At 41.3% G+C, this 22,717-nt stretch carries 19 protein-coding genes; 13 read left to right on the top strand and 6 right to left on the bottom strand.

Translation table 11 applies throughout. The features are described 5' to 3' along the window. Positions 1-118 precede the first annotated feature (118 nt). Positions 119-2,734 carry a TIGR03960 family B12-binding radical SAM protein gene (locus QI031_RS02590; protein ID WP_281483669.1) on the bottom strand — a complete coding sequence of 872 codons (2,616 nt, stop codon included), beginning with the start codon at positions 2,732-2,734 and terminating at the stop codon, positions 119-121. A 185-nt stretch (positions 2,735-2,919) separates the two neighbouring features. Then, positions 2,920-3,222 (bottom strand): STAS domain-containing protein, encoded by a 303-nt coding sequence (locus QI031_RS02585; protein WP_281483668.1) that lies wholly within the window; start codon positions 3,220-3,222, stop codon positions 2,920-2,922. Between the two features lie 474 nt (positions 3,223-3,696). On the opposite strand from QI031_RS02585, the gene QI031_RS02580 reads away from it, so the two are divergent. Next, entirely contained in the window at positions 3,697-3,897 is a 201-nt protein-coding gene (locus QI031_RS02580; RefSeq protein ID WP_281483667.1) for a hypothetical protein, read from the top strand. Positions 3,898-4,114: 217 nt separating this feature from the next. Here QI031_RS02580 and QI031_RS02575 read toward each other — a convergent pair whose 3' ends face one another. After that, positions 4,115-4,465 carry a hypothetical protein gene (locus QI031_RS02575; RefSeq protein ID WP_281483666.1) on the bottom strand — a complete coding sequence of 117 codons (351 nt, stop codon included), beginning with the start codon at positions 4,463-4,465 and terminating at the stop codon, positions 4,115-4,117. A 462-nt stretch (positions 4,466-4,927) separates the two neighbouring features. Here QI031_RS02575 and clpS point away from each other — a divergent pair, with 462 nt between their 5' ends. The 3 genes from clpS to QI031_RS02560 all read left to right on the top strand — a co-directional run bounded on the left by clpS (position 4,928) and on the right by QI031_RS02560 (position 6,813). Next, complete coding sequence (gene clpS / locus QI031_RS02570) at positions 4,928-5,209, top strand: ATP-dependent Clp protease adapter ClpS (RefSeq protein WP_015129168.1); 282 nt, start codon at positions 4,928-4,930, stop codon at positions 5,207-5,209. Positions 5,210-5,401: 192 nt separating this feature from the next. Continuing rightward, on the top strand, positions 5,402-6,232 hold the full coding sequence (locus QI031_RS02565; protein ID WP_281483665.1) for a CPBP family intramembrane glutamic endopeptidase: 831 nt from the start codon (positions 5,402-5,404) through the stop codon (positions 6,230-6,232). 128 nt (positions 6,233-6,360) lie between these two features. Beyond that, positions 6,361-6,813: an SRPBCC family protein gene (locus QI031_RS02560; protein WP_281483664.1), complete on the top strand. Its 453-nt coding sequence runs from the start codon at positions 6,361-6,363 to the stop codon at positions 6,811-6,813. Between the two features lie 11 nt (positions 6,814-6,824). On the opposite strand, the gene QI031_RS02555 is transcribed toward QI031_RS02560, so the two are convergent. Then, a complete protein-coding gene (locus QI031_RS02555) occupies positions 6,825-7,646 on the bottom strand; it encodes a SirB1 family protein (RefSeq protein ID WP_281485915.1) in 822 nt (273 codons plus the stop codon). Between the two features lie 652 nt (positions 7,647-8,298). Here QI031_RS02555 and QI031_RS02550 point away from each other — a divergent pair. From QI031_RS02550 to QI031_RS02530, 5 genes are all read left to right on the top strand, one after another. Then, the gene (locus QI031_RS02550) at positions 8,299-9,486 is read left to right on the top strand and encodes a PEP-CTERM sorting domain-containing protein (RefSeq protein WP_281483663.1); all 1,188 of its coding nucleotides are present in this window, start codon (positions 8,299-8,301) and stop codon (positions 9,484-9,486) included. Between the two features lie 259 nt (positions 9,487-9,745). Beyond that, positions 9,746-11,194 (top strand): F0F1 ATP synthase subunit beta, encoded by a 1,449-nt coding sequence (gene atpD, locus QI031_RS02545; protein ID WP_281483662.1) that lies wholly within the window; start codon positions 9,746-9,748, stop codon positions 11,192-11,194. A 117-nt stretch (positions 11,195-11,311) separates the two neighbouring features. Continuing rightward, complete coding sequence (gene atpC, locus QI031_RS02540) at positions 11,312-11,725, top strand: ATP synthase F1 subunit epsilon (RefSeq protein ID WP_281483661.1); 414 nt, start codon at positions 11,312-11,314, stop codon at positions 11,723-11,725. 274 nt (positions 11,726-11,999) lie between these two features. After that, complete coding sequence (locus QI031_RS02535; RefSeq protein ID WP_281483660.1) at positions 12,000-14,111, top strand: SPFH domain-containing protein; 2,112 nt, start codon at positions 12,000-12,002, stop codon at positions 14,109-14,111. Between the two features lie 552 nt (positions 14,112-14,663). Next, on the top strand, positions 14,664-16,451 hold the full coding sequence (locus QI031_RS02530) for a protein kinase domain-containing protein (protein ID WP_281483659.1): 1,788 nt from the start codon (positions 14,664-14,666) through the stop codon (positions 16,449-16,451). A gap of 10 nt (positions 16,452-16,461) precedes the next feature. Here the strand turns inward: QI031_RS02530 and QI031_RS02525 are convergent, their stop codons facing one another. Continuing rightward, a complete protein-coding gene (locus QI031_RS02525; RefSeq protein ID WP_069071048.1) occupies positions 16,462-16,761 on the bottom strand; it encodes a 30S ribosomal protein PSRP-3 in 300 nt (99 codons plus the stop codon). Between the two features lie 174 nt (positions 16,762-16,935). Here QI031_RS02525 and QI031_RS02520 point away from each other — a divergent pair, with 174 nt between their 5' ends. The 4 genes from QI031_RS02520 (at position 16,936) to QI031_RS02505 (ending at position 21,412) form a co-directional block, all read left to right on the top strand. Further along, complete coding sequence (locus QI031_RS02520; protein WP_281483658.1) at positions 16,936-17,301, top strand: four helix bundle protein; 366 nt, start codon at positions 16,936-16,938, stop codon at positions 17,299-17,301. Between the two features lie 71 nt (positions 17,302-17,372). Continuing rightward, a complete protein-coding gene (locus QI031_RS02515) occupies positions 17,373-18,161 on the top strand; it encodes a TIGR01548 family HAD-type hydrolase (protein ID WP_281485914.1) in 789 nt (262 codons plus the stop codon). Between the two features lie 259 nt (positions 18,162-18,420). Continuing rightward, the gene (locus tag QI031_RS02510) at positions 18,421-19,878 is read left to right on the top strand and encodes an alpha-amylase (protein ID WP_281483657.1); all 1,458 of its coding nucleotides are present in this window, start codon (positions 18,421-18,423) and stop codon (positions 19,876-19,878) included. A gap of 142 nt (positions 19,879-20,020) precedes the next feature. Beyond that, positions 20,021-21,412 (top strand): cytochrome P450, encoded by a 1,392-nt coding sequence (locus QI031_RS02505; RefSeq protein WP_281483656.1) that lies wholly within the window; start codon positions 20,021-20,023, stop codon positions 21,410-21,412. Between the two features lie 7 nt (positions 21,413-21,419). Here the strand turns inward: QI031_RS02505 and QI031_RS02500 are convergent, their stop codons facing one another. Further along, complete coding sequence (locus QI031_RS02500) at positions 21,420-22,694, bottom strand: glycosyltransferase (RefSeq protein WP_281483655.1); 1,275 nt, start codon at positions 22,692-22,694, stop codon at positions 21,420-21,422. Positions 22,695-22,717 lie beyond the last annotated feature (23 nt).

The following is a 22,717-nucleotide window of genomic DNA, read 5'->3' as shown; positions in this document are numbered from 1 at the left end:
CGGGTTTATGTTGCTTTACCAAGAAGTATATCAGAACGATCGCTGCGTTTGCGAGAGATTTGTGTGGTTGTCACAGGCTTGCATAGCCTCAACTTACACGCATTCCGATGCTCACTTTTTAGTTAGAGTGCGAGTCAGCTAAAAATAACTGATTGCGATGAATGTGCAGAAGTTGAAATTCTACACCTGTTACTTTTTCCAGCATAAACAGGATTTGTTCAGGACGCAACAGCACCCCATCAGGACGATAGCTACCTACATAACGCAGGACAACTGTAGACTCTTGGGCTGTATTATCGTTAGTCTGTACTAATTCTAGTGCAAACAAACGCGAGCGCAGATTTACTAAGTGGCTTTTACCTGACTTGGTTATTTGCTCCCACCAGAGTTCGTCTTTTGCTTTGATTGTTTCAATCCATTCTTGCCATTGTGCAAATGTAACTGTGCTAAGTGTTGCCACTGTAATCAAATACTCTGCTGCTTCCATGATTTGGCTAGCAGCGGGAACTTTTAAATCCAACTGCACCACATTATATATAGGTATATCTGTGGGTAGTTCGTGAGCCAGCAGTTCTCGAAAAATATCTACTGCTACTGGTTGTGTTAACTCAAAATCCACAATTTCGCCACTGCTGGTAATTCCTAAAGCCAAGGCGTTGGCTACAGAAATACGTGGACTTGGATGAAACCCACCAGTAAAAGCAATAGGCAAGCCTGCTCGCCGTAAAACTCGATCAAATAGGCGCATTAAGTCTAGATGACTTAACAAAGCCATATCGCCTTGTTTACCAAACCAGACACGCAGTCTTTGGGCTTTAGTTGTGTTGGGAACAAACTCACCAGCAAATTGGGGAATAGCAGGTGGCGAGATCACGATATTGTGACCAAAATCTGTGCCACAAACGCCACAGTGAGAACAACCTTCAAAGGAACAGTCTAAAACAGTTGCAGCTTCTAAAGCACGTTGTAAATCTTCCTTCAGCCACTTTTTATCTATACCTGTATTTATATGATCCCAAGGTAGGGGAGCATCAAATAAAGCATGAAGGTTATTTTCCTTCATACTTTCTATCAAATTCCATTCGCCGTTTTCCACTTGGCGATATTTCCAGTCTAAGCCGGCTTCTGCGATCGCCGATTCCCAAGCACCAAAAGCTTGATCCAAATTTTCGTACCAGGAATCCATGCCAGCGCCTAATTCCCAGGCTCGGCGTACTACCTTACCCAAACTGCGATCGCCCCTACCCACAAAGTCTTCCATTGCCGAAATCCGGACATCGGTGAAATTCACTTTCACTCCTCTAATCCGGCGAAATTCGTACCGCAACAAATTTTGCTTACGTTTAAATTCCGTAGTAGAAACTGAGTGCCACTGAAAGGGAGTATGAGGTTTGGGCGTAAAGTTAGAAATTGTTAAGTTAAAGTTAAGCGGTTTTCTTCTTTGACCCCGACATTCTCTTTGCAGCCAGCTGACTGTTTCTGCTATGCCTACAATATCGGCATCTGTCTCACCCGGCAAGCCAATCATAAAATACAGCTTGATCTTGTCCCAACCTTGCTCCCAAGCTGTTTTCACGCCTCTTAGCAATTCTTCATTCGTTAAACCTTTATTTACAATGTCGCGCATCCGTTGGGTTCCAGCTTCTGGAGCAAAGGTAATGCTACCTTGCCGTGTACCGCCTAGGATGTTGGCAATATTTTCATCAAATCTATCAACTCGTTGACTAGGAAGAGTCAAAGAAATATTTTCATTTTTTAATCGATTTTTAATTTCCATCCCCACCGCAGGTAAGGACAAATAATCGGAACAACTTAGAGATAACAAAGAAAATTCATTGTAACCAGTTGCCCGCATTCCCTGTTCAATTGCTTCTACAACTTGATTAGGTTCTACATCCCGTGCTGGTCGGGTCAGCATTCCTGGTTGACAGAAGCGACATCCGCGAGTACATCCCCGCCGAATCTCAATTGTCAAACGGTCATGTACAGTTTCTACGTAAGGAACTAACCCAATGGAATAAGCTGGTATCGGGGTGGAAACTCGGCGCAAAATTTGCTTTGGGACATTTGAATGGTGAGGATGAACTGAGCCATCTGCTGCCATGTCGTAAAACTGAGGAACATATACGCCTGGTATTTGTGTCAAGTCCAGTAAAGTCTGTTCCCGGTTTAGTCCTGCTCTTTTGCACTCTTCTAAGACCAAGCCAATTTCTGGCAAAAGTTCTTCACCGTCTCCGAGGGCGAAAAAGTCGAAGAAGTCGGCATAAGGTTCAGGATTAGAAGTTGCTGTTTGTCCACCAGCAAAAACCAAAGGATATTCTCCCTTTGCCCGTTCTCGCCATGTGAGGGGAACTCCAGCCAAATCTAACATTTCTAGAATGTTAGTTGCACCGAGTTCGTAACTGAGGCTAAAGCCTAAGATGTCGAATTGTGTGAGCGATCGCTTTGACTCTACAGCAAATAAGGGTGTATCTGTCTGTCGGAGTTTAGCTGCCAAGTCTGTCCCTGGTAGATAAGCGCGATCGCATAACTGTCGTGGTTGGGCATTCAAGATGTTATATAAAATGATATGCCCTAAATTGGACGAGCCTACTTCATATACTTCTGGGTATGTTAGTACCCAACGTATTTCTGCCGTATCCCAATTTTTATGCACTGCTAGGCGTTCGTTACCCAGATAACGCGCTGGCTTTAAAATTTCCGGTGTGATTAATTTTTCAACTGCAACAGCCACTGTGCTATCTTCTAGCTACCTTAATTACAGCTAATCACTTGTAACCTTAACATTGATTAGTTCGTTCAATCAGGTTTATCTGGAAAACTTACAATTTTGTTACACAAGTTTGCTGAATAAGCTACATTCAATGGTAGTATAAAAGATTATATAAAATTCATACACCTGACAAATTGGTTTAGCTTTTAAATTATCTCAAAAATTCCATCAAGCTGTGTAAGTTCAAAAATCATTCTCACTGATGGAGAAACAGAATCCAACTGTAAACTCCTTCCTAAACTCTGAGCAAGCTTGAGCGCAGAGACCAATGCCATTAAGCCAGCACTGTCTAAAGATTCTACTGCGGCTAAATCTACTAGCAAGATTGAAGTATTATCTTGGGTTAACGCTGTTGTCAAATCTTTTTCCAACTCCAAGGCATTGGCTGCGTTTAAAATGCCTTGAGGACGAATAACAGTAGTTTTTGGACACTCCAGTACTGCTTGCATATCAACATCCTAATTGAAGTTATTGAACTGTGAAGCCCATATTTATCTGAACATAAACTGTTTTCCCTAGCATCGACCATAGGTTTGGTCACTCTTTGCTGAATCTTTATTGCTTTAGTGGGTCTGTTTAAAGATTGTCATAAATACAGGGTAAAATGTATTCATATATACTTTTTTTCAGCATCGGTTCCAAAACAATCAACAGATACAGCCGTAAAGAAGATCCATCAAGCATAACTATGCTGAGAAAACTTGATTGGTCTATGACTTAAAGCTGATTTGATCAAGATATAGTTTTAGGTCAAACGCTTTGAGTTTCAGGGTTGCTTGTGGCAGATAGTAGGGTTGATATCAAATTAACTATCTCATCAGCTTGTGATCTATATCACTCAGATACTAGTATGTAGATCACATTTTATACCAGACTTAATCTCGGATAATTAGTACCATATTTTAAAGTTGGATGATCTATTTATGAGAACTAAGCACGCTATTCGTCAATTGGTAGAAAAAGCTCTTGATATTAAAAAACTAACTCCTGAGATAGAAAATGAGATCAACTCAGAACTCACTGAAAATGGTTATATATCTGATGTTGATTACGAAGCTCTAGAGTTACTGATGGCAGAGATGGATGCAGGTCGGGTTAAATTAGTCCCTAGCTGGGTATATTAGTTCTAGGTATGGGTATTACCAGTTTTCTCGAGCCAAAGTTTTTTTTACAAGAAACTAATACCGCTGCCTTGGAAGTCAAAAGACTTGTATTATCTACAATTTTTTGCCATTTTTAATGGTCTGCTTATTTATGCCGTACTATACTAGAAAGATTAAGCTTTAAAATAGTTAACTTTATTTTGGTCTACAGTCTTGCTGCCTTGAGAAATTTTATCTTTCATCCGTTATCCTTATAAGCTTGCCAAAGTTGGTAAATAAATTGATTAAGTTGTTGCTTGGCAGCTGAGTCAGTCTCAGCTTTTGGGTCTTTTGCCAATACCTGGCTTAACAAGGTAATTACTTCTGTATCTAAGGCCGGTCGAAATAACTTGTCAGGCCAAAGCAAGTCAGAAGCATCTCTTAAGTCAGTAACTAACGGTAGCTCTTGGGTGTAGGTGACTAGCAATAAAGGACGTACCCAACACAACTGACGGGAAACCACAACTTGAATGACTTCTGCATACAGATTCCTGTCACCATATTCTAAAGACACAATTTGTCCTGGTTGAAAATCTAGGCTCATGTCCATAATTATGCAGCTAGTTTAGTGGCAAGGATTATCTTGCAGCTTTCTTAATTTTATGTATATTTTTTGTAGTATTAATGTAGCATTGTCGCATCTGTAATTAATTATCTAAGGCAAATGCCTCAAAATTATCTCTGTAGCATTCATTACCTCAATCCTTTGCCGCAAAATATCATATAGGATTCCTATATTTGGTTTTTGAAAAAACTCAGTACACCCCTAAATCCTTTTTTTCCTGCGATGCACTGAGTTTCGACTGCGCTCAACTACCGCGTAGCCGAAGTGTTCCCCGTTAAGAGTTCCCTGTTTCCTCCCTACGCAAATATGTTCATTAATCAAATCGGATTCCTATAGTCCTATAAAGTTGAAATGAAAATGCTATAGAATATAGTGAATAACTGTTAAGCAAACGCAAGACAGAAACAAAGTATGTTGTAGTAAACCATCGCAGAAAGAGCAAGAGCAGTGTCAGTCGAAACTATTGAGAAGCGTTCCACGTCCCGCAAGCTCGCGCCTCGGTATCGCGTTTTGCTTCATAACGACGACTACAACTCTATGGAGCATGTGGTTCAAGCATTATTAACTACGGTGTCGAGTCTTACTCAACCCCAAGCTGTGAGTATTATGATGGAAGCCCATACTAATGGACTAGCTTTAGTCATTACTTGCGCTCAAGAACACGCTGAGTTCTATTGTGAAACATTGAAAAGTCACGGTTTAAGTAGCACTATTGAACCTGATGAATAGTCTATTAGTTAGTGGTCAGTAGTCAGTTAAAAAGCGAACAATTAAGCTATTGCGTATTTAATTTGTATATGGGACGCAAGCAAGACTTTGGTGTGAGCGTTCAGTCGAACCCTGCCCGCACTACAATAATTTTACGTTTTCGCCTTATACAATTTAGCTGCACATCAGCTTAATAATCGACTACTGAGTGGTATGAAAATAAACTTTAACCGTGTAGCCCAAAACCCTGCCCCTATTAGGCTGGGTTATTTTATTACAATTTTATTACTGCTATGGTTGCCCTTCGCTGCACCAATTTACTTATTAGTGCATGATGCTAATTTAGTAAGTATATTGACAATGGTATTGTTATATACAGAGTTTATTTTTCTTTTGAAGCTATGGGGAAAACATGTCTATCGGCAACCCCAGATACTGCGGCAGTATGGCTTAGAAATCACACGGAAAAACGGTTTAGATTTGTTGCGTGGCTTGGCTTTGGGATTAATTAATATTCTGATACTTTTTGGTGTACAAGGCTTTTTGGGTTGGTTGGTATGGCAACAACCAAAGGTTTTTTTGTTAAAAGTGATTTTAGAGGGTTTAATAGTTAGTTTAGCTATTGGTTTTGCAGAGGAATTATTATTTCGAGGCTGGTTACTAAATGAGTTACAGCGTGATTACAGTCCGCGTGTGGCATTGTGGACAGATGCCGTTGCGTTTGCTGTTTTGCACTTTATTAAACCTTGGGAAGTTATTATTCAAATACTGCCACAATTTCCAGCTTTAGTATTGCTAGGGCTAACGCAGGTATGGGGAAAACGCTGGCGTAGAGGACGATTAGGTTTACCAATTGGTCTACACGGAGGTTTAGTTTGGGGTTACTACATTATTAATGTTGGGGAATTAGTTAAATATTCAAGTCAAGTTCCTGATTGGATAACTGGCGTGAATCAGAATCCCCTGCAAGGAGTGATAGGGGTATTGTTTATGAGTGTGTTGGCGTTGTGGATTAGGGGGCGAATCAGTAAAAATTACATATAAGTAATGCGATCGCTTGTGATTTAAAATCTCAGAATAATATTTTTAACACTAATTAATGTAAAGTTGATTTTAACAAGGAAGTAAGATGCATTCCTAAGAGCAACTGCATAAAAAGCATAAAATGTAAAGTGTCCCAAGCTTTTGAGCAATCAATTCAAATTAATGCCACACCTACGGTAGTCGAGAGTTGCATTACCGACTTAAATCTCATGCACCGTTGGCTTAATCCTGTCCTGCGTTGCGAACCTGTAGGCGGAGCCTGGAGTACAGATATTGGCAGTCAAAGTCGCTTTATAATTCAAATTCCTTTTTTTGAACCCACGCTCAAAAGTGTTGTTATAGAACGTCAATCAGGTGTGGTAGTGTGGGAATTTCAAGGTTTTTTCCAAGGATACGATCGCTGGGAATGTCAACCATTAGAACAGGGAACGTGTTTATTGAACCGTTTTGAGTTCAATATTCCCAACTCCCTCGTGAGTTGGGGCTTCAAAACCTTTGCAGCATCTTGGACTCAAAAAGATATGCAAGCTCAGCTGCGTCGCCTTAAGCAAGTAGCAGAGTCAGTAGTCAGTAGTCAGTAGTCAGTTGCTATTTATCCCTTTCCCAGTTCATCAAGTAACCGCCTAATCACTGGTGCATCTTCAGCATCAGGGACTTTTGCTAGATAAGTTTGCAAATCATCAGCAGCTTGCGGGTAATGACCAAGTTTATAGTAAAGTAGACCGCGATCGCGCACTTCTAAAATCGCGTTAGGAAACAACAACACAATTCGTTCAACCGCAGCTAAAGTTTTCGCTAAATTTTGCTGTTTCAGGTAGATATATTTCAAATTTGTGAGGATTCGCATCAGAAATTGTCCATTACTGACGGGAGCTAAAAATTCCGGGTTTAAGTTTACGGGTTGTTGAAACATTTGAGTGAGTCGTTCTTGACAATCTTGTGCAAACATCACCTCACCCCGGTTAAATGCATCAACAAAAATTTCCACATCTGGAATATCTGGGCGAATTAAAAAGTGTCCTGGCATTCCTATCCCTACCATTGGAAAATCAATTCTGTGGGCAACTTCTAGATAAACTAGTGCCAAGGTAATAGGAATCCCTAACCGATGGTCGATTACATCATTTAAAAAACTGTTACAAGGATTATAGTAGTCTGATTGATTACCAGAAAATTTTAAATCTTCGTAAAAATACTGATTTAGGCTTTGAATTAACCGTAGAGGATACCGTGATGCAGGTAAGCGTTCTTTGACTTCACTTGCCATCGTATCAAGGGCATTAAGGTATTCTTCTGGGTTAAGGTCAGGATATTCTTCCTGTGCAATATACAAAGCTGCCTTTGCTAAGTTGATATGCTCGTCAGGTTGATGAATTTCCTGATAAAAATATTGTCGCGCTGACGATAAATTCATAAGCAATTGCTCAGTAGAGATGTGAGGATGAGGCGGGTCTAATGACACCATTTTTGTGTACTAATTTTATTTTAGAGATATTTAAGAAAATTGGGAAACATAATTTTTACAAAGTCTTCAGGATTTTAAATTGACTAAAATAAACATTTACTGTAAAAGAATTGGCAAATACCTACTTTTATTAATGCAGAGTGTATAGCCTCAGATTACTAATATAAACCTGTTTTAAAGAGACAATATATTTTTACAAAGTTTTATTTATTTATTGATCTAGTGCTACAAACGTAAGCCTGATTGAAGATAAGTTTTCATTCATTTTTAATCCAAATTCAAGTGTATTTTTTGTGTAAATACACGTAGAAACTATAGTCAACAAAAAAAATCGCCAGTAAGCTATGTAAATACACAGGTGAGGCAAATACTGATAAAAATCTCACCTCTAATTTGAGGACTAAAGCTAATTAAATGCTTTAGTCATTTTCATCATTTCTTAAATCTGCGATCGTCACAAAAGGCTGCTTAATAGCCTCTTGGACTCCAGACAATATGTAATAATTTCACCCCCTTTATTACGAGGAGTTAGTAAAGCTCATCTCATAGTTTTTCCATGTCAAAAAATACTTCTTTGGAGATTTTATAAATGTTAAATTCCATGAAAAAAATTTCAAAATTAGCAGTTGGCGCAGTATGCACAGTTGGCATCACTGGAGTGCTTGTACCATCTGAAGTTCATGCTGTCAGCTCAATTACAAATATTACTCCAGCACCTGTAGGCTCGGCAATTAGTCCAACTAAATATGATGTATTTTTAGATGCTAATAATCCCCTTTCTATAACCGTCAATGTGACAGTCCCTAAATCACCTAACAAACTTGACTTGTTCTTGTTGCAAGATCTAACAGGTTCTTTTTCGGATGATTTACCTGTAGTCAAAGCCTTAGTACCAAGTTTAATTAGTTCTGTAACAGGTACAGTTGCTGATACCCAATTTGGTCTTGGTTCTTTTGCTGACAAACCAATTAGCCCATTTGGTTCTTTTAGTGACTATGTTTACAAAACCGATTTAGGTTTAACTGCTAATACAACTGCTTTTCAAGCATCTGTTAATGGACTTACTCTTAAAGGTGGTAGCGATTTTCCTGAATCACAGCTAGAAGCATTGTTGCAAACAGCAGTACGAGCTAAAACAGAAATTGGTTTCCGCGATGATGCATTTAAAGTAGCTGTTATTACTACAGATGCTACATTCCATCAAGCTGGTGATTTTTCTTCTCGACCTGCAAATAACGGAGATGCAGTTCTTGACGGTAGTCCAGCAGGTACAGGCGAAGACTATCCCAGTATCGCCCAAGTTAAAGCTGCGTTACAGGCTGCCAATATTATCCCGATTTTTGCAGTTACCTCCAATGTGTTATCTACCTATCAGAGTTTGGTAAGTGATTTAGGATTTGGCTCGGTTGTGACTCTTTCAAGTAATAGTTCCAACTTGGTAAGTGCAATAACCGCTGGTCTAACAGATGCCTTCGCTAACATTACTCTGACCGCAGTGAGTGATGATTATGGTTATGTACAAAGTATTACACCAACTTCATTCAGTGGCGTACCGCAAGGTGCAACGAGAACCTTCACAGTTAACTTACTGGCTGATGGTATCGATGATGCTGATGATGTCTTAAAACTTGTTGCCCCAGGCTTTGGTGAAACATTAGTTAACGTTGATGTCAAAGACACAAAGGACACAAAGTCTGTACCTGAGCCTTCTGCTTTGCTAGGGTTGTTGGTTTTGGGTACTGGTGGAACCATACTCAAGCGTAAACAAAAACAGAAAGCTGTAGCCTAAATTCAGCTTAAATTCTAAATTGATCCAGCGTCTTTTTTAATATTACTGCCGTGTCTGCAATTATAAAGACATGGCAGTTTTTTATTGTGAGCTTGCCAAGCTTTGGAAGCTAGCTTAACTTTACTTGCAGACCCCAGTCTTAAGAATCAATTTATGGCAAAGAGTAGGGTCGTTAAGTGCTAATGTGAAAGATGACATTGCTAAATTTTATGTCTTTTACGACCTTATCTGAAATATAGCTTCAATCACTAGGCGCAGCATGGTCACCACCGCAGAAAAAACAAACATTGGTTACATTACCCAAATCATTGGTCCAGTTGTAGACGTTAAGTTCCCCGGCGGGAAATTGCCGCAAATCTACAATGCTCTGACCATCAAAGGCACGAACGAAGCTGGACAGGAAATCAACCTCACTGTTGAAGTACAGCAATTACTAGGCGATAACCAAGTACGAGCTGTTGCGATGAGCGGCACCGATGGCTTAGTGCGTGGTCTGGAAGTCGTTGATACTGGCGCTCCCATTAACGTACCAGTTGGTAAAGTCACCTTAGGTCGAATTTTCAACGTCCTTGGCGAACCTGTAGACAATCAAGGGCCTGTAAACTCTGAAGAAACCTTACCCATCCACCGTTCTGCTCCCAAATTCACTGAACTGGAAACTAAACCTTCCGTGTTTGAGACTGGGATTAAAGTTGTTGACCTTCTAACTCCCTATCGACGCGGCGGTAAGATTGGTTTATTCGGTGGTGCTGGTGTTGGTAAGACCGTGATCATGATGGAGTTGATTAACAACATCGCTACCCAGCACGGCGGCGTATCTGTCTTTGCTGGAGTAGGTGAGCGCACCCGTGAAGGTAATGACCTCTACAACGAAATGATGGAATCTGGGGTAATCAACAAAGATAACCTCAATGACTCAAAAATTGCTCTAGTTTATGGTCAAATGAACGAACCACCCGGAGCAAGAATGCGGGTTGGTCTGTCAGGGTTGACAATGGCTGAGTATTTCCGGGATGTGAATAAGCAGGATGTGCTGTTGTTTATCGACAACATTTTCCGGTTTGTGCAAGCAGGTTCAGAAGTATCAGCGCTGTTGGGTCGGATGCCTTCTGCTGTGGGATATCAGCCCACACTGGGAACCGATGTAGGTGAACTACAAGAGCGTATTACTTCCACTACAGAAGGTTCTATTACCTCAATTCAAGCAGTATACGTACCTGCGGATGACTTAACTGACCCCGCACCTGCAACTACTTTCGCCCACTTGGACGGAACAACAGTACTATCTCGTGGTTTGGCAGCTAAGGGCATTTATCCCGCAGTTGACCCCCTAGGCTCCACCTCGACGATGTTGCAGCCCAACATTGTTGGTGAAGAACACTACAGTACTGCTCGTGCTGTACAGGCGACTCTACAACGTTACAAAGAACTTCAGGATATTATCGCCATTCTTGGTTTAGATGAATTGTCTGAAGATGACCGTTTGACCGTAGCTAGAGCGCGGAAGGTTGAGCGTTTCTTGTCTCAGCCTTTCTTTGTAGCGGAAGTATTTACAGGTTCTCCTGGTAAGTACGTGAAATTAGAAGACACCATTAAGGGTTTCCAGATGATTTTGTCTGGTGAATTGGATGATTTACCAGAGCAAGCTTTCTACTTAGTGGGCGATATTAACGAAGCTAAAGCTAAAGCTGAAAAACTCAAGAGTTAATTAGTCAGTAGTTAGTGGTCAGTGGTCAGTCATAAAAAATAAACTGACAACTGACAACACTTCGACTACGCTCAGTGCAGCGCTGACAACTCACAAACGATAACTCTCAAACGACAAATGACATTAACCGTTCGTGTAATTTCCCCAGACAAAACAGTGTGGGATGCTCCGGCTGAAGAAGTAATTTTGCCCAGCACTACTGGTCAGCTTGGTATCCTTAGTGGACACGCGCCACTGTTGAGCGCTTTGGATATTGGTGTGATGCGCGTGCGTGCTGCTAAAAATCAGAACTGGCAAGCGATCGCTCTTTTGGGTGGTTTTGCCGAAGTCGAAGAAAACGAAGTGACAATTCTGGTTAACAGCGCTGAACGTGGCGACAAAATTAACCTTGAAGAAGCTCGTGCTGCTTATACCCAAGCAGAAACACGTCTTTCTCAAGTGCCAGCAGGCGATCGCCAAGCTCAAATCCAGGCAAATCAAGCCTTCAAACGCGCCCGCGCCCGCTTTCAAGCTGCTGGTGGTTTGGTCTAAAATTTTATTTTTTACTGCTGCTTTGTGGGGTGGGCTATTTGTTTGTCCACCCCACAGTATTTATATAAGGGCATAGGGCATAGGGCATGGGGCATAGGGCATGGGGCATAGTTAATAATGATGTCAGTGCCTCAAGTTGGGAAATTGCCTATAAAGAAAGATTCTACCGTCACTTTTTATAAACTTGAACAAAATTACACCAAGTTTAAGAAATTTGGCACAACCAAAGTGAAGTGTTAATTTGGGTGATTAGTTGCCCAAATGGGCACAAATTATGAAAAATCTTCTGTCTTCCTTTGGTAAACGTAAACAAAATAAATTAGCTGGTGTTGCAACATCGCTCATAGCAACATTAGCGTTAGCTAGCAGTATCAATTCTGCTAATGCTAGTTCCCTAAAAACAATTACTGCACAAGAAATTAATTCTGTATCCGTTCAGCTAGAGCAGATAAAACCTGTAATTGCTCAGTTACAAATCAATAAAACTCAATATCAAGCAATGCAGTTGTCGCCGTGGGGAGTCATCCCTATTGTGGTAGTTGGTGGTCTTATCATATTTGTCCCTTTATTCTTTGGTGGACTTGTAGTTATTGGCGAACGTGAAGTTGGCATTGTAGTCAGAAAATTTACTGTTTCTGGTCGTGGACTTCCAGCCGGCTCTTTAATTGCCCTTAATGGTGAAGCAGGTTTGCAGGCAGATACTCTGGCTCCTGGTTGGCATTGGGGCTACTGGCCTTGGCAGTACTCAGTTCGTAAAGAACAAGTAATTGTCGTTCCCCAAGGTGAAATCGCTTTAATTGTGGCAGCTGATGGTGCATCCAACCCGCCAGAACGTATTTTGGGAAAAATTATCGATTGTGATAATTTTCAAGATGCCCGCAAATTTTTGACCCAAGGTGGGGAAAAAGGTCGGCAAATGGGTTTTTTGACTGCTGGTACATACCGGATCAACACTGCTCTATTTAAAGTGATCATGGCAGCCAATGCTACTGCTCATGGCATGAGTCCAGAACAGTTACGGGTGTATAGCATCGCGTCTGACAAGGTTGGCGTTGTCACTACTCTCGATGGTGTACCAATTTCCGGTGGTGAAATTGCTGGCCCCGTGATTGAAGGACATGATAATTTTCAAAATGGTCAGAAATTTCTCAATGGACAGGGACGACGAGGTTTACAAGAACAGATTCTGCTTTCTGGTTCTTGGAATCTAAATCCTTGGTTTGTTCAGGTTGAACAAGTCCCAATGACAGAAATTCCGATTGGGTATGTAGGCGTGGTAATTTCTTTTGTAGGGAGAGCTACTGAAGATGTTAGCGGTGCTGCCTTCACCCACGGTAATTTGGTGAATCCTGGACATAAAGGCGTGTGGGTTGAGCCTTTGTATCCTGGTAAACATCCGTTGAATACACGCATCATGAAAGTAGAACTAGTACCAACCACTAATATAGTGTTGAACTGGTCAGGGCGCACCGAACGGCACAAATATGATGTCCATTTGGCAGCTTTAACTGTACGTTCTAGAGATGGGTTCGCTTTTGATTTGGAAGTGTCTCAAATTATCCATGTTGGTGCTTTAGATGCTCCAAAAGTAATTTCTCGTGTTGGCTCAATGCAGAATTTAGTGGATAATGTGCTAGAGCCAAGCATTGGTAATTATTTCCGTAACTCGGCTCAAGATTACACAGTGCTAGACTTTTTGAATGCCCGGAGTGAGCGTCAAACTGAAGCATCTGAGTATATCAAAGCAGCACTGCGGGCTTATGATGTGCAAGCGATTGATACCCTAATTGGTGATATTCAGCCACCAGCATCATTGATGGAGACACAAACTGACCGAAAAATTGCTGAAGAGGAACGCAAGACTTATGAAGTGCAAAAGATGGCACAAACCCAGCGGCAGCAACTAGTTCGGGAAACAGCTCTGGCTGATATCCAACAAGAAATGGTGAAATCAGAGCAAAGTGTGCATATTGCCGATTTGAAAGCCCAAGCACAGATTAAGCAAGCAACCGGTGAAGCAGAAGGTACAAAATTGCGGGCAATTGCCGAGGCTGAAGGGATTCGGGCTACAGGTAATGCTAAAGCTGAGACATATCAAGCTGGTGTGGAAGCTTTAGGCTCATCAGGTTATACAGCGATGCAGCTAATGCAGATTATAGGCGATCGCAATGTCCGCTTGATTCCAGATGTGCTTGTGGGTGGTAGTAATGGCAGCACTAACGGTTTGGTAGATGGTCTACTATCGATGATTTTATGGAATCAAACAGCCAAACCAAGTGAAGACATACCAACGCCATTGTATCCACAACCAATAGTTACTAAAACACCACCAATCACGCCAAATGGTGCTACTCAGTTTGTTGTAGAATTGCCTGAAGATAATTAAAGTAAATAGTTGGCACTTTAGCAATTAAAAAGGACTAAAGTGCTATTAATTCGATATTTTGTTTTGTGCGATCGCGCGTAAGTTTTTCCAAAAGATATTCTATAAAATACTCTTCTTAGGGATTCTTAAATAAAGATTTTAGGTTACTTTTACCACCAATAACCCAATACAGTTCAGTTAAGACTGAAATCCTTTGCCAAAGTCAATTTTTTTAACGAACCGCCAAGGACGCAAAGGACGCAAAGAGAAGAAAGAAAGGGTGCATCCCAGTTTTTATTTTCCAATGAGATAATAACTGTCATTGCGAGGAGGAACGACGAAGCAATCGCATCGACTCGCTCTTAGTTGGAGGATTTTGCGATTGCTTCGCTTCGTTCGCAATGACATTCAAAAAAGTGGGATGCTCCCAGAAAGAAATGCTTAACTGAACCGTATTGACCAATAACCCTCTAAGATTTTTTGACCTCTTTTTAGATATGAACTTGCAGAAGGATTAGTACACAATCAGGCTACATTGGTGCTATATCGGTTGATAACTCTGACAGGAAAATTTTGCTAATCCAAGAACGTTATCGTTTACTTAAGCAGATTGGTAAAGGGGGATTTTGTAAAACCTTTCTCGCAGTTGATGAAGGTCAGTTTCCCCCAATTCCTTGTGTAGTGCAACAATTTTCGCCACAAAATACAACACTTACAGTATTTGAGCAAAAAGCACAGTGCCTCAAAGAATTAGGTAAACATCCTCAAATTCCTGCTTTGATAGCATATTTTCAAGATGATGAGTACTTTTATTTAGTACAGGAGTTTATTGAAGGCATCAATTTAGCTCAAATAGTTGAAGAAGAGGGCGCTTTTAATGAAAGTCAGATTTGGCAACTTTTAGCAGATATATTGCCAGTGATTACATTTATTAGCGATGCCTGCGGCGGGCTACGCCTACGCAATCTCATCCACCGTGATATTAAACCAGAAAATATTATTCGCAGATTTCCCCAAAAAAATAAAGAGGGGAATCTAGTTTTAGTCGATTTTAGTACAGCTAAAGTCTTTACAGACATTGACCTGCTAATTGCTGAACATAGCATTGGTAGCCCAGAATATGCAGCACCTGAGCAAACAAAAGGAAAAGCAGTTTTTGCTAGTGATCTTTATAGTTTGGGTGTGACTTGTATTTATTTACTTACCCAAATTTCTCCCTTTGATTTATTTGATGTTGCTAATGATTGCTGGGTTTGGCAACAATATCTCACCTCTAGAATCAGCGAACATTTGGCACAAATTCTTGATCGTCTCCTTCAAAATTCTGTTAGTCAGCGCTTTCAATCAGCAGATGAGGTCATGAAAGCGATGGGTATAGAGTCTAAAATTCAAAATTTTAAATTTAAAATTTCCAGTTCTTCGTGGCAATGCTTACACACCATAACAGAAAATTCTATTACGTTAAGCAGTGTCAATGCCCTATCTATCAGTTCTGATAATAATACTTTAGCCAGTGGCGATGATAAAATCATCAGACTATGGGATTTAAATACGAAAAAATTATTAACTAGCCTAGAAGCGCATTCCCAAAGCGTGACATCAGTTGCTTTTAGTCCCGATGGCAAAACATTAGCCACCGCTAGCGACGATAAAACTATTAAATTGTGGAATCTCAATACATTTCATGAAATAGTGACTTTGTGTGGACATTCACACGCAGTCAAATCAATTGCTTTTAGTCCTGATGGACAGATTCTCGCTAGTGGTAGTTGGGATAAGAAGGTCATACTCTGGGATATAAATACTAATACAGAAATTTACACTCTCACAAAACACCAATTACAGGTGAGTTCGGTAGCTTTTAGCCCCCAGGGAAAACTATTAGCCACCGCTAGTTTTGACAGAACGATTCACCTGTGGCAATTAACAACACAAAAGTCTGAGGGACAATTTCAAAACCACCCATGTTGTACCTTGTTAGGCTCCCTTTTAGGGCATACACGGGCGGTTTTGACGATCGCTTTTAGTCCAGATGGTAAAATTCTGGCGACAGGTAGCGATGATAACACTATAAAATTGTGGGAAGTAAGTACTGGTCAGCTAATTACTACACTTTCAGGCCATTCTTGGTCAGTGGTGGCAATAGCTTTCACTGCCGATGGCGAAACGGTAATTAGTGCCAGTTGGGACAAGACAGTTAAACTTTGGAGGGTAAGCACAGCAGAAGAACTTGCTACTCTCTTTGGTCATGTAGACTCAGTATCTGCCGTTGCTGTCAGTCAAGTTGCACAACTAATTGCTAGTGGTAGCAAGGATAAGACCATCAAACTGTGGCAACTTGTAGAACAGCAGGAAAGCTAATTAGGCAATATCAAGCACTACCTGTAAAAGCAACTTCGGGAAACTTCAACTGAGCTTCAGCCATTGGGCGATTTCTGCCTTCTTCTTGCCAGTAATTAATCACTTCGGTTGCCTTATTAAGCAATTCGACGCGATCTACATCGGTAATCCAGTGTTTGGATTCTAGTTCCTTTTTTAACTCTTCCCAAGCATCGTTTCTAGGCCAGAAAAAGTACTTCGTCAAAGGACTTGTGCCTTTGCCTACAATTTGATCAACTGCAAGGGCGACGTTTTCGTCTAACCACAGAATTTTTAGAATAAATTTGGTCAATCACACCTCCGGGGAATATCCGGGCATTAATTACTAAGATTGCGATCGCTTATTTTAACGCAATACTTACCAAATGGGAAATAGGGCATGGGGCATGGGGCATGGGGCATTGAGTATTTGACGTTGGGTGTTGGGCATTATGAGGTATGGGGTGATTTGACTTAAGGAAATATTGTGGGGAGACCTGATTTTGAGGATCTGGAAGTTTATAAACTTTCTGAAAGGTTAGCTAATGAAATTTGGGAGATTGTGAAGAAATGGGATAATTTCACTAAGGATACATTGGGTAAGCAAATTGTGCGGTCTGCTGATAGTATTTGTGCGAATATAGCTGAAGGTAGAGGTAGGTACAACGACCAAGACAATCGACGTTTTGTCAAGATTGCCAGAGGATCTTTGTATGAAACAATCAGTTGGTTGAGATTAGCCTACGCTAGAAAGCTATTAACAAGCGAACATATAAACAAATTTAAACCCCTCCTTGATGATCTTTTACCTAAGCTCAATGCCTATCTAAAATCCATAGGCAACAGACATTAGGGACTAAGTAATAAAAAATGGGTCACAAGTTTTACTATTTCCCATGCCCCTTGCCCAATGCCCCATGCCCCATGATTCAAAAAGCAATTGTTATTTTCGATATTGATGGTGTTGTACGCGATGTTAGCGGTTCCTATCGTCGAGCGATCGCAGATACAGTAGAGTATTTTACGAATAAAGCCTATCGTCCGACACCCCTAGACATTGATCAATTAAAATCTGAAGGTGTTTGGAATAACGATTGGGAAGCCTCCCAAGAATTAATTTACCGCTACTTGGCAGGACAAGGACAGTCCCGCGAACAACTGCAACTGGACTACAAAGCAATTGTGGATTTCTTCCAGTCCCGTTACCGAGGTACAGATCCCGACAATTTCACTGGGTATATCTGTAATGAACCTTTATTGTTACAAGCCAGCTATTTAGAACAACTGACACAAGCCGGAATTGCTTGGGGATTTTTCAGTGGTGCAACTCGTGCTTCCGCTAACTATGTTTTAGAAAAACGTTTGGGTTTGAAGTCTCCAGTGTTGATTGCAATGGAAGATGCACCAGGTAAACCAGACCCTACAGGACTTTTTGCTACTGTGCAACAGTTAGAGAATAATCTGGATGAATTGTCAGTAATTGTTTATGTCGGCGATACAGTCGCTGATATGTACACAGTAGTCAAAGCGCGAGAAATCAATCCTCACCGGATTTGGATTGGTGTGGGAGTTTTACCGCCTCATGTACAAGAAACAGCACAGCGCCGTGATGCATACGCCCAAACACTCCTAACAGCAGGAGCAGCAGTAGTTTTAAGTAATGTCGAGCAACTAAATCCAGTCAAAATTCAAGAAATAATGCTTAGTAGCTAGAGTGAGGAATTATTATCTTTCCATGTTAAATGCCCCTTGATTTTACTCCCTCTGCTCCCTGCACCCGGTCACTGAGTTTCGACTGCGCTCAACTACCGCGAAGCCGAAGTGCTGCCCCCTTGCTTCTTTTAGCCCCATGCCCAATTACCTACTTACCAAGTTGCTATTCAAACATAAATAAATTTGGATAATACATTGGTTGTGTGATCAAAACGACTTACCCTAGCACCAGATATTTTTAGCAGGAAAAGGCGATCGCATGAGCAACGGTGTAATAATGCAGTATTTCCATTGGTACGTCTTAAATGAGGACAACCTGTGGAACCAGCTGAATAAAACAGCCAATGATCTAGCTAATGCAGGCTTTACTGCCTTATGGCTGCCGCCAGCATACAAAGGTAGTGGCGGTACATGGGATGTGGGATACGCAGTTTACGATTTGTTTGATTTGGGTGAGTTTGATCAAAAAGGTACTGTTCGGACAAAATACGGCACACGGGAAGAATATTTAAAAGCCATTAAAACAGCCCAAGGTGTTGACCTTCAAATTTATGCTGATGTAGTTTTTAACCACAAAGACGGCGGAGATGAAATAGAACGCATTTTAGCCCAAGAAATGGATTGGAATGATCGCAACCGCGCTATTAGTGACTGGTACGAAATTGGTGCTTATACCAAGTTCAATTTTCCTGGGCGTGGAGATAAATACTCCAGCATGAAGTGGCATTGGTGGTGCTTCGATTCATTGTCTTACAATGCAGATACCCAAAATACAGACAAGCTCTACCGCATCAAAGATAAAAATTTTGAGACGGAAGTTAACTACGAACACGGTAACTATGACTACTTACTAGCCAATGATTTGGATTCGAGTAACGAACTGGTACGCGGCGAATTGATGTATTGGGGACGTTGGTTTATTGACAGCACCAACGTAGATGGTTTCCGTATTGATGCCGTCAAACATGTCCGTTCTTCATTTTTCCGCGATTGGCTCAACCACTTACGAGTTCATTTTAGTGGACGAAAACTGTTCAACTGTGGCGAGTATTGGTCTCAAAATATCGATGATTTACATGGCTACCTGGCTGCAACCGAAGGGCTGATGTCTTTATTTGATGTGCCGCTACACTTCAAATTTCACCAAGCCAGTCGCCAGGGTAGTAGTTTTGATATACGGACTATTTTTGACAGAACCTTAGTCAAAGAACAACCAGCCTTAGCAGTCACTTTTGTAGAAAATCACGATACTCAACCATGTCAATCGCTAGAATCGCCTGTTGAACCTTGGTTTAAACCATTAGCGTATGCACTGATCTTATTACGTCGTGAAGGTTATCCTTGCGTTTTTTATGCAGACTATTACGGGGCGCAATATCACGATAAAGGACGCGATGCTACTCTATATTCTCACCGTTTCCTAATTGAAAAATATTTGAAAGCTCGTAAAGAATATGGTTTTGGCGACCAACACGATTACTTTGATCACCCCAATACTATCGGTTGGACGCGTTTGGGTAATAGCGAACATCCTGGAGCAATGGCTGTAGTGATGACCAACGGCGAAGCCGGAAGCAAGTGGATGAATATGTTCCGACCCGATGCAGCTTTCTACGATGCTACAGAGCATATCCAAGAAATCGTTTATACGAATGATGATGGCTGGGGAAATTTTCCTTGTTCGGGTGGTTCAGTGTCAGTTTGGTTACAAAAGTAGTGCCAAACAAAAAGGTAAAGTTTATTTACCTTTTACCTTAATTGGTTGACGAGGCGATCGCCTACATCCATGTTCTAAGATCAATCAAACAATGGTTGCATAAAACGCTAGTTTTGCTCCAATTATTGGGAGATTAATAAAAATGTCTGTACAGCAACTGCCCAAAGGCCCCCAAACTCAACCCTGGCTTCAGACACTCCAATGGTTAGTTAGCCCCTTGGAGTACATGGAAGATTGTGCCAAACGCTACGGAGACTTATTTACTCTCCAATTAGGACAAAATTCTACCCCTCAAGTATTCGTTAGCAATCCCCAGGCAATTCAGCAGATTTTTAATACTCCTCCCAAACAGTTGGACTCCGGTGGGGCAGCAGGTATTAAATCACCTTTATTGGGGCAGCAATCACTGCTGGCGTTAGACGGAAAGCCCCACCAACGACAAAGAAAGCTATTGACACCTCCTTTGCACGGAGAACGGATGCTTTCTTATGGTCAATTAATTGGTAATATTACTACACAAGTGACTAGTCAGTGGCAGATTGGGGAACCTTTTACAGTTCTACCGTTCATGCAAGAAATCTCTTTCCAAGTGATTTTAAAAGCTGTTTTTGGTTTGGAAGACGGGTCACGTTATGAAAAGCTCAAGGAACTTTTAATTGCAATACTGAATCCCAAAACACCTATTATCAGGACAGTTCTGCTTATTTTCCCATCACTAAGGCACGATTTAGGTGCATGGAGTCCCTGGGGAAAATACCTGCGTTTACGACAGCAAATTGATCAACTTATCTACGCCGAAATTCAAGAACGCAAAGCGCAATTTGACCCGTCTCGAACTGATATTCTATCTTTGATGATGGCTGCTCGTGATGAAGCAGGAGAGCCAATGACAGATTTAGAGTTGCGAGATGAGTTGATGACTCTTTTAGTAGCAGGTCACGAGACGACTGCAACCTCCTTGTCATGGGCATTGTACTGGGTTCACCATCTGCCACAGGTGCGAGAGAAACTACTGCAAGAACTGGATAAGTTAGGTGAAAACCCCGATCCAAATGCTATTTTCCAATTACCATACCTGAATGCTATTTGTTCTGAAACGCTACGCCTTTACCCAGTGGCAATATCGGCACTAAATCGAGTGGTCAAATCACCGCTACAAATTGGAGAATACAAGTTTGAACCCGGTACTCTGCTGATTCCTTCTATTTATTTAACTCATCATCGAGAAGATTTATATCCTCAACCAAAGCAGTTTAAACCAGAGCGTTTTCTAGAACGTCAATTTACTCCTTATGAGTACATACCTTTTGGTGGTGGTAATCGCCGCTGTATTGGTATGGCACTAGCTTTGTTTGAGATGAAACTGGTTTTAGTGACAATCCTTTCTCGCTGGCAAATGGAATTAGCTGACCATAAACCAGTGCAGCCAGTACGTAAAGGTTTGCTGTTTTCGCCAAAAGGAGGTGTAAAGATGGTGGTGAAAGGAAAAAGACATCCTCAAAGTCAGCCCATTCTTCAGACTAGTTTTAGTTAAGTTGTGTTTAAGCCAAAACAGGCTTACCCGTAGATACAGCTTGCTCAATAATATCAGCGGCTCGACTTACCCCCCCAGCCCGGTGAGTAGCTGCTTGTAACCTGAGAGCATTCTGTTTGTAAGATTCTTTTGTTAACACTTGCTCTACAGCATTTCGTAACCCAGGAACATTCAATTTCTTGAGGGGGATAAACTCACCCACCCCTGTCCAAGCGATACGGGCTGCTACTCCTGGCTGGTCGTTGGCAACTGGGATTGCCACCATTGGCACACCTTTCTTCACGCATTCCATAGTGGTATTCATTCCTGCATGAGTAATCATCAGGGTGGCTTTTTCTAGCACTTCTAATTGAGGTGCATACTCCACTACTAAAGGATTTCCCGGCAAGTTTGGCAGTGATTCTGGTTTGGCGGAACCTCCTAGAGAAATTACTAACTGAGCATCTAATTCTTCACAAGCCGAGGCAATAGTTTCAAAAACCCAAATCAAACGATTTTGTAATGTTCCCATCGAAGCATAAATTAAAGGTTTATCCGTAAGTTTTTCATCAGGAAAAGCAACAGATGCCCGATTGGCTGAAGTATGGTAACTGCCTGTGAAATGAAACCAAGGAGGTAATTCTTGCCTAGGATATTCAAACTCAGCAGGTGCATTACTGATTTGAGCTAACTGAGAATAACCATCATTAGGTTGAGAGTATAAAGGTAATTTCCACTCTTGACGATACTCATCTACTAATTCTTGAATTGGCTTAGCAATGCGATTGAGTAACGTGTAACCTGCTTGGTTGCGTAAGCGTGCCCACCAAGCTGGACTATACTTCCAACTAGTAAAAAAAGGAGGAATACTAGGTTCTCGGTTCAGTACCACCGCACTACAAACAGAGACAAAAGGGATTCCCAGAAAATCGGCAATTGTTCCTCCCTCCACTGAACTTTGGTTGACTAGCAGAGCTTCTACACCTGCGGCTTGCAGTGCTGCTGGAGCGTCCCGCAGCGTTACAGCCGATATCTGTTTAAGCAATTCAATCGTATATTGAAATGCAGCTATTCCACGCAGTTGTCCTAACTTGCTAAGAGATTCTGCTGATGAGCCAGCCGGAAAATCTTGCTCTCCTATGGGCGAAAATTCTATTCCTGCTGCTAATACTTTGGGTTGAGTGTCGAGGGTTCCAAAGTGAGTAACGCGATGACCACGCCGTTGAAGTTCTTGCCCTAGAGGAAGCATGGTATTGAGTGGGCCTGTTGCTGCACCAGGACTGAGAATACCAAAATGAGTCATGGTAAATTCATCTAGTTTTGTTC

The sequence above is a fragment of the Halotia branconii CENA392 genome (assembly GCF_029953635.1).
GTDB classification, from domain to species: domain Bacteria; phylum Cyanobacteriota; class Cyanobacteriia; order Cyanobacteriales; family Nostocaceae; genus Halotia; species Halotia branconii.
This window is presented reverse-complemented; position numbering and strand designations above follow the sequence as displayed.

Coding starts and splice junctions, on each gene's coding strand:
- atpD (WP_281483662.1), top strand. CDS start 9,746: ATGGTCACCACCGCAGAAAAAACAAACATTGGTTACATTACCCAAATC.
- QI031_RS02555 (WP_281485915.1), bottom strand. CDS start 7,646: ATGAATTTATCGTCAGCGCGACAATATTTTTATCAGGAAATTCATCAA.
- QI031_RS02585 (WP_281483668.1), bottom strand. CDS start 3,222: ATGCAAGCAGTACTGGAGTGTCCAAAAACTACTGTTATTCGTCCTCAA.
- QI031_RS02515 (WP_281485914.1), top strand. CDS start 17,373: ATGATTCAAAAAGCAATTGTTATTTTCGATATTGATGGTGTTGTACGC.
- QI031_RS02500 (WP_281483655.1), bottom strand. CDS start 22,694: ATGACTCATTTTGGTATTCTCAGTCCTGGTGCAGCAACAGGCCCACTC.
- QI031_RS02575 (WP_281483666.1), bottom strand. CDS start 4,465: ATGGACATGAGCCTAGATTTTCAACCAGGACAAATTGTGTCTTTAGAA.
- QI031_RS02580 (WP_281483667.1), top strand. CDS start 3,697: ATGAGAACTAAGCACGCTATTCGTCAATTGGTAGAAAAAGCTCTTGAT.
- QI031_RS02565 (WP_281483665.1), top strand. CDS start 5,402: ATGAAAATAAACTTTAACCGTGTAGCCCAAAACCCTGCCCCTATTAGG.
- QI031_RS02550 (WP_281483663.1), top strand. CDS start 8,299: ATGAAAAAAATTTCAAAATTAGCAGTTGGCGCAGTATGCACAGTTGGC.
- QI031_RS02505 (WP_281483656.1), top strand. CDS start 20,021: ATGTCTGTACAGCAACTGCCCAAAGGCCCCCAAACTCAACCCTGGCTT.
- QI031_RS02510 (WP_281483657.1), top strand. CDS start 18,421: ATGAGCAACGGTGTAATAATGCAGTATTTCCATTGGTACGTCTTAAAT.
- atpC (WP_281483661.1), top strand. CDS start 11,312: ATGACATTAACCGTTCGTGTAATTTCCCCAGACAAAACAGTGTGGGAT.
- QI031_RS02535 (WP_281483660.1), top strand. CDS start 12,000: ATGAAAAATCTTCTGTCTTCCTTTGGTAAACGTAAACAAAATAAATTA.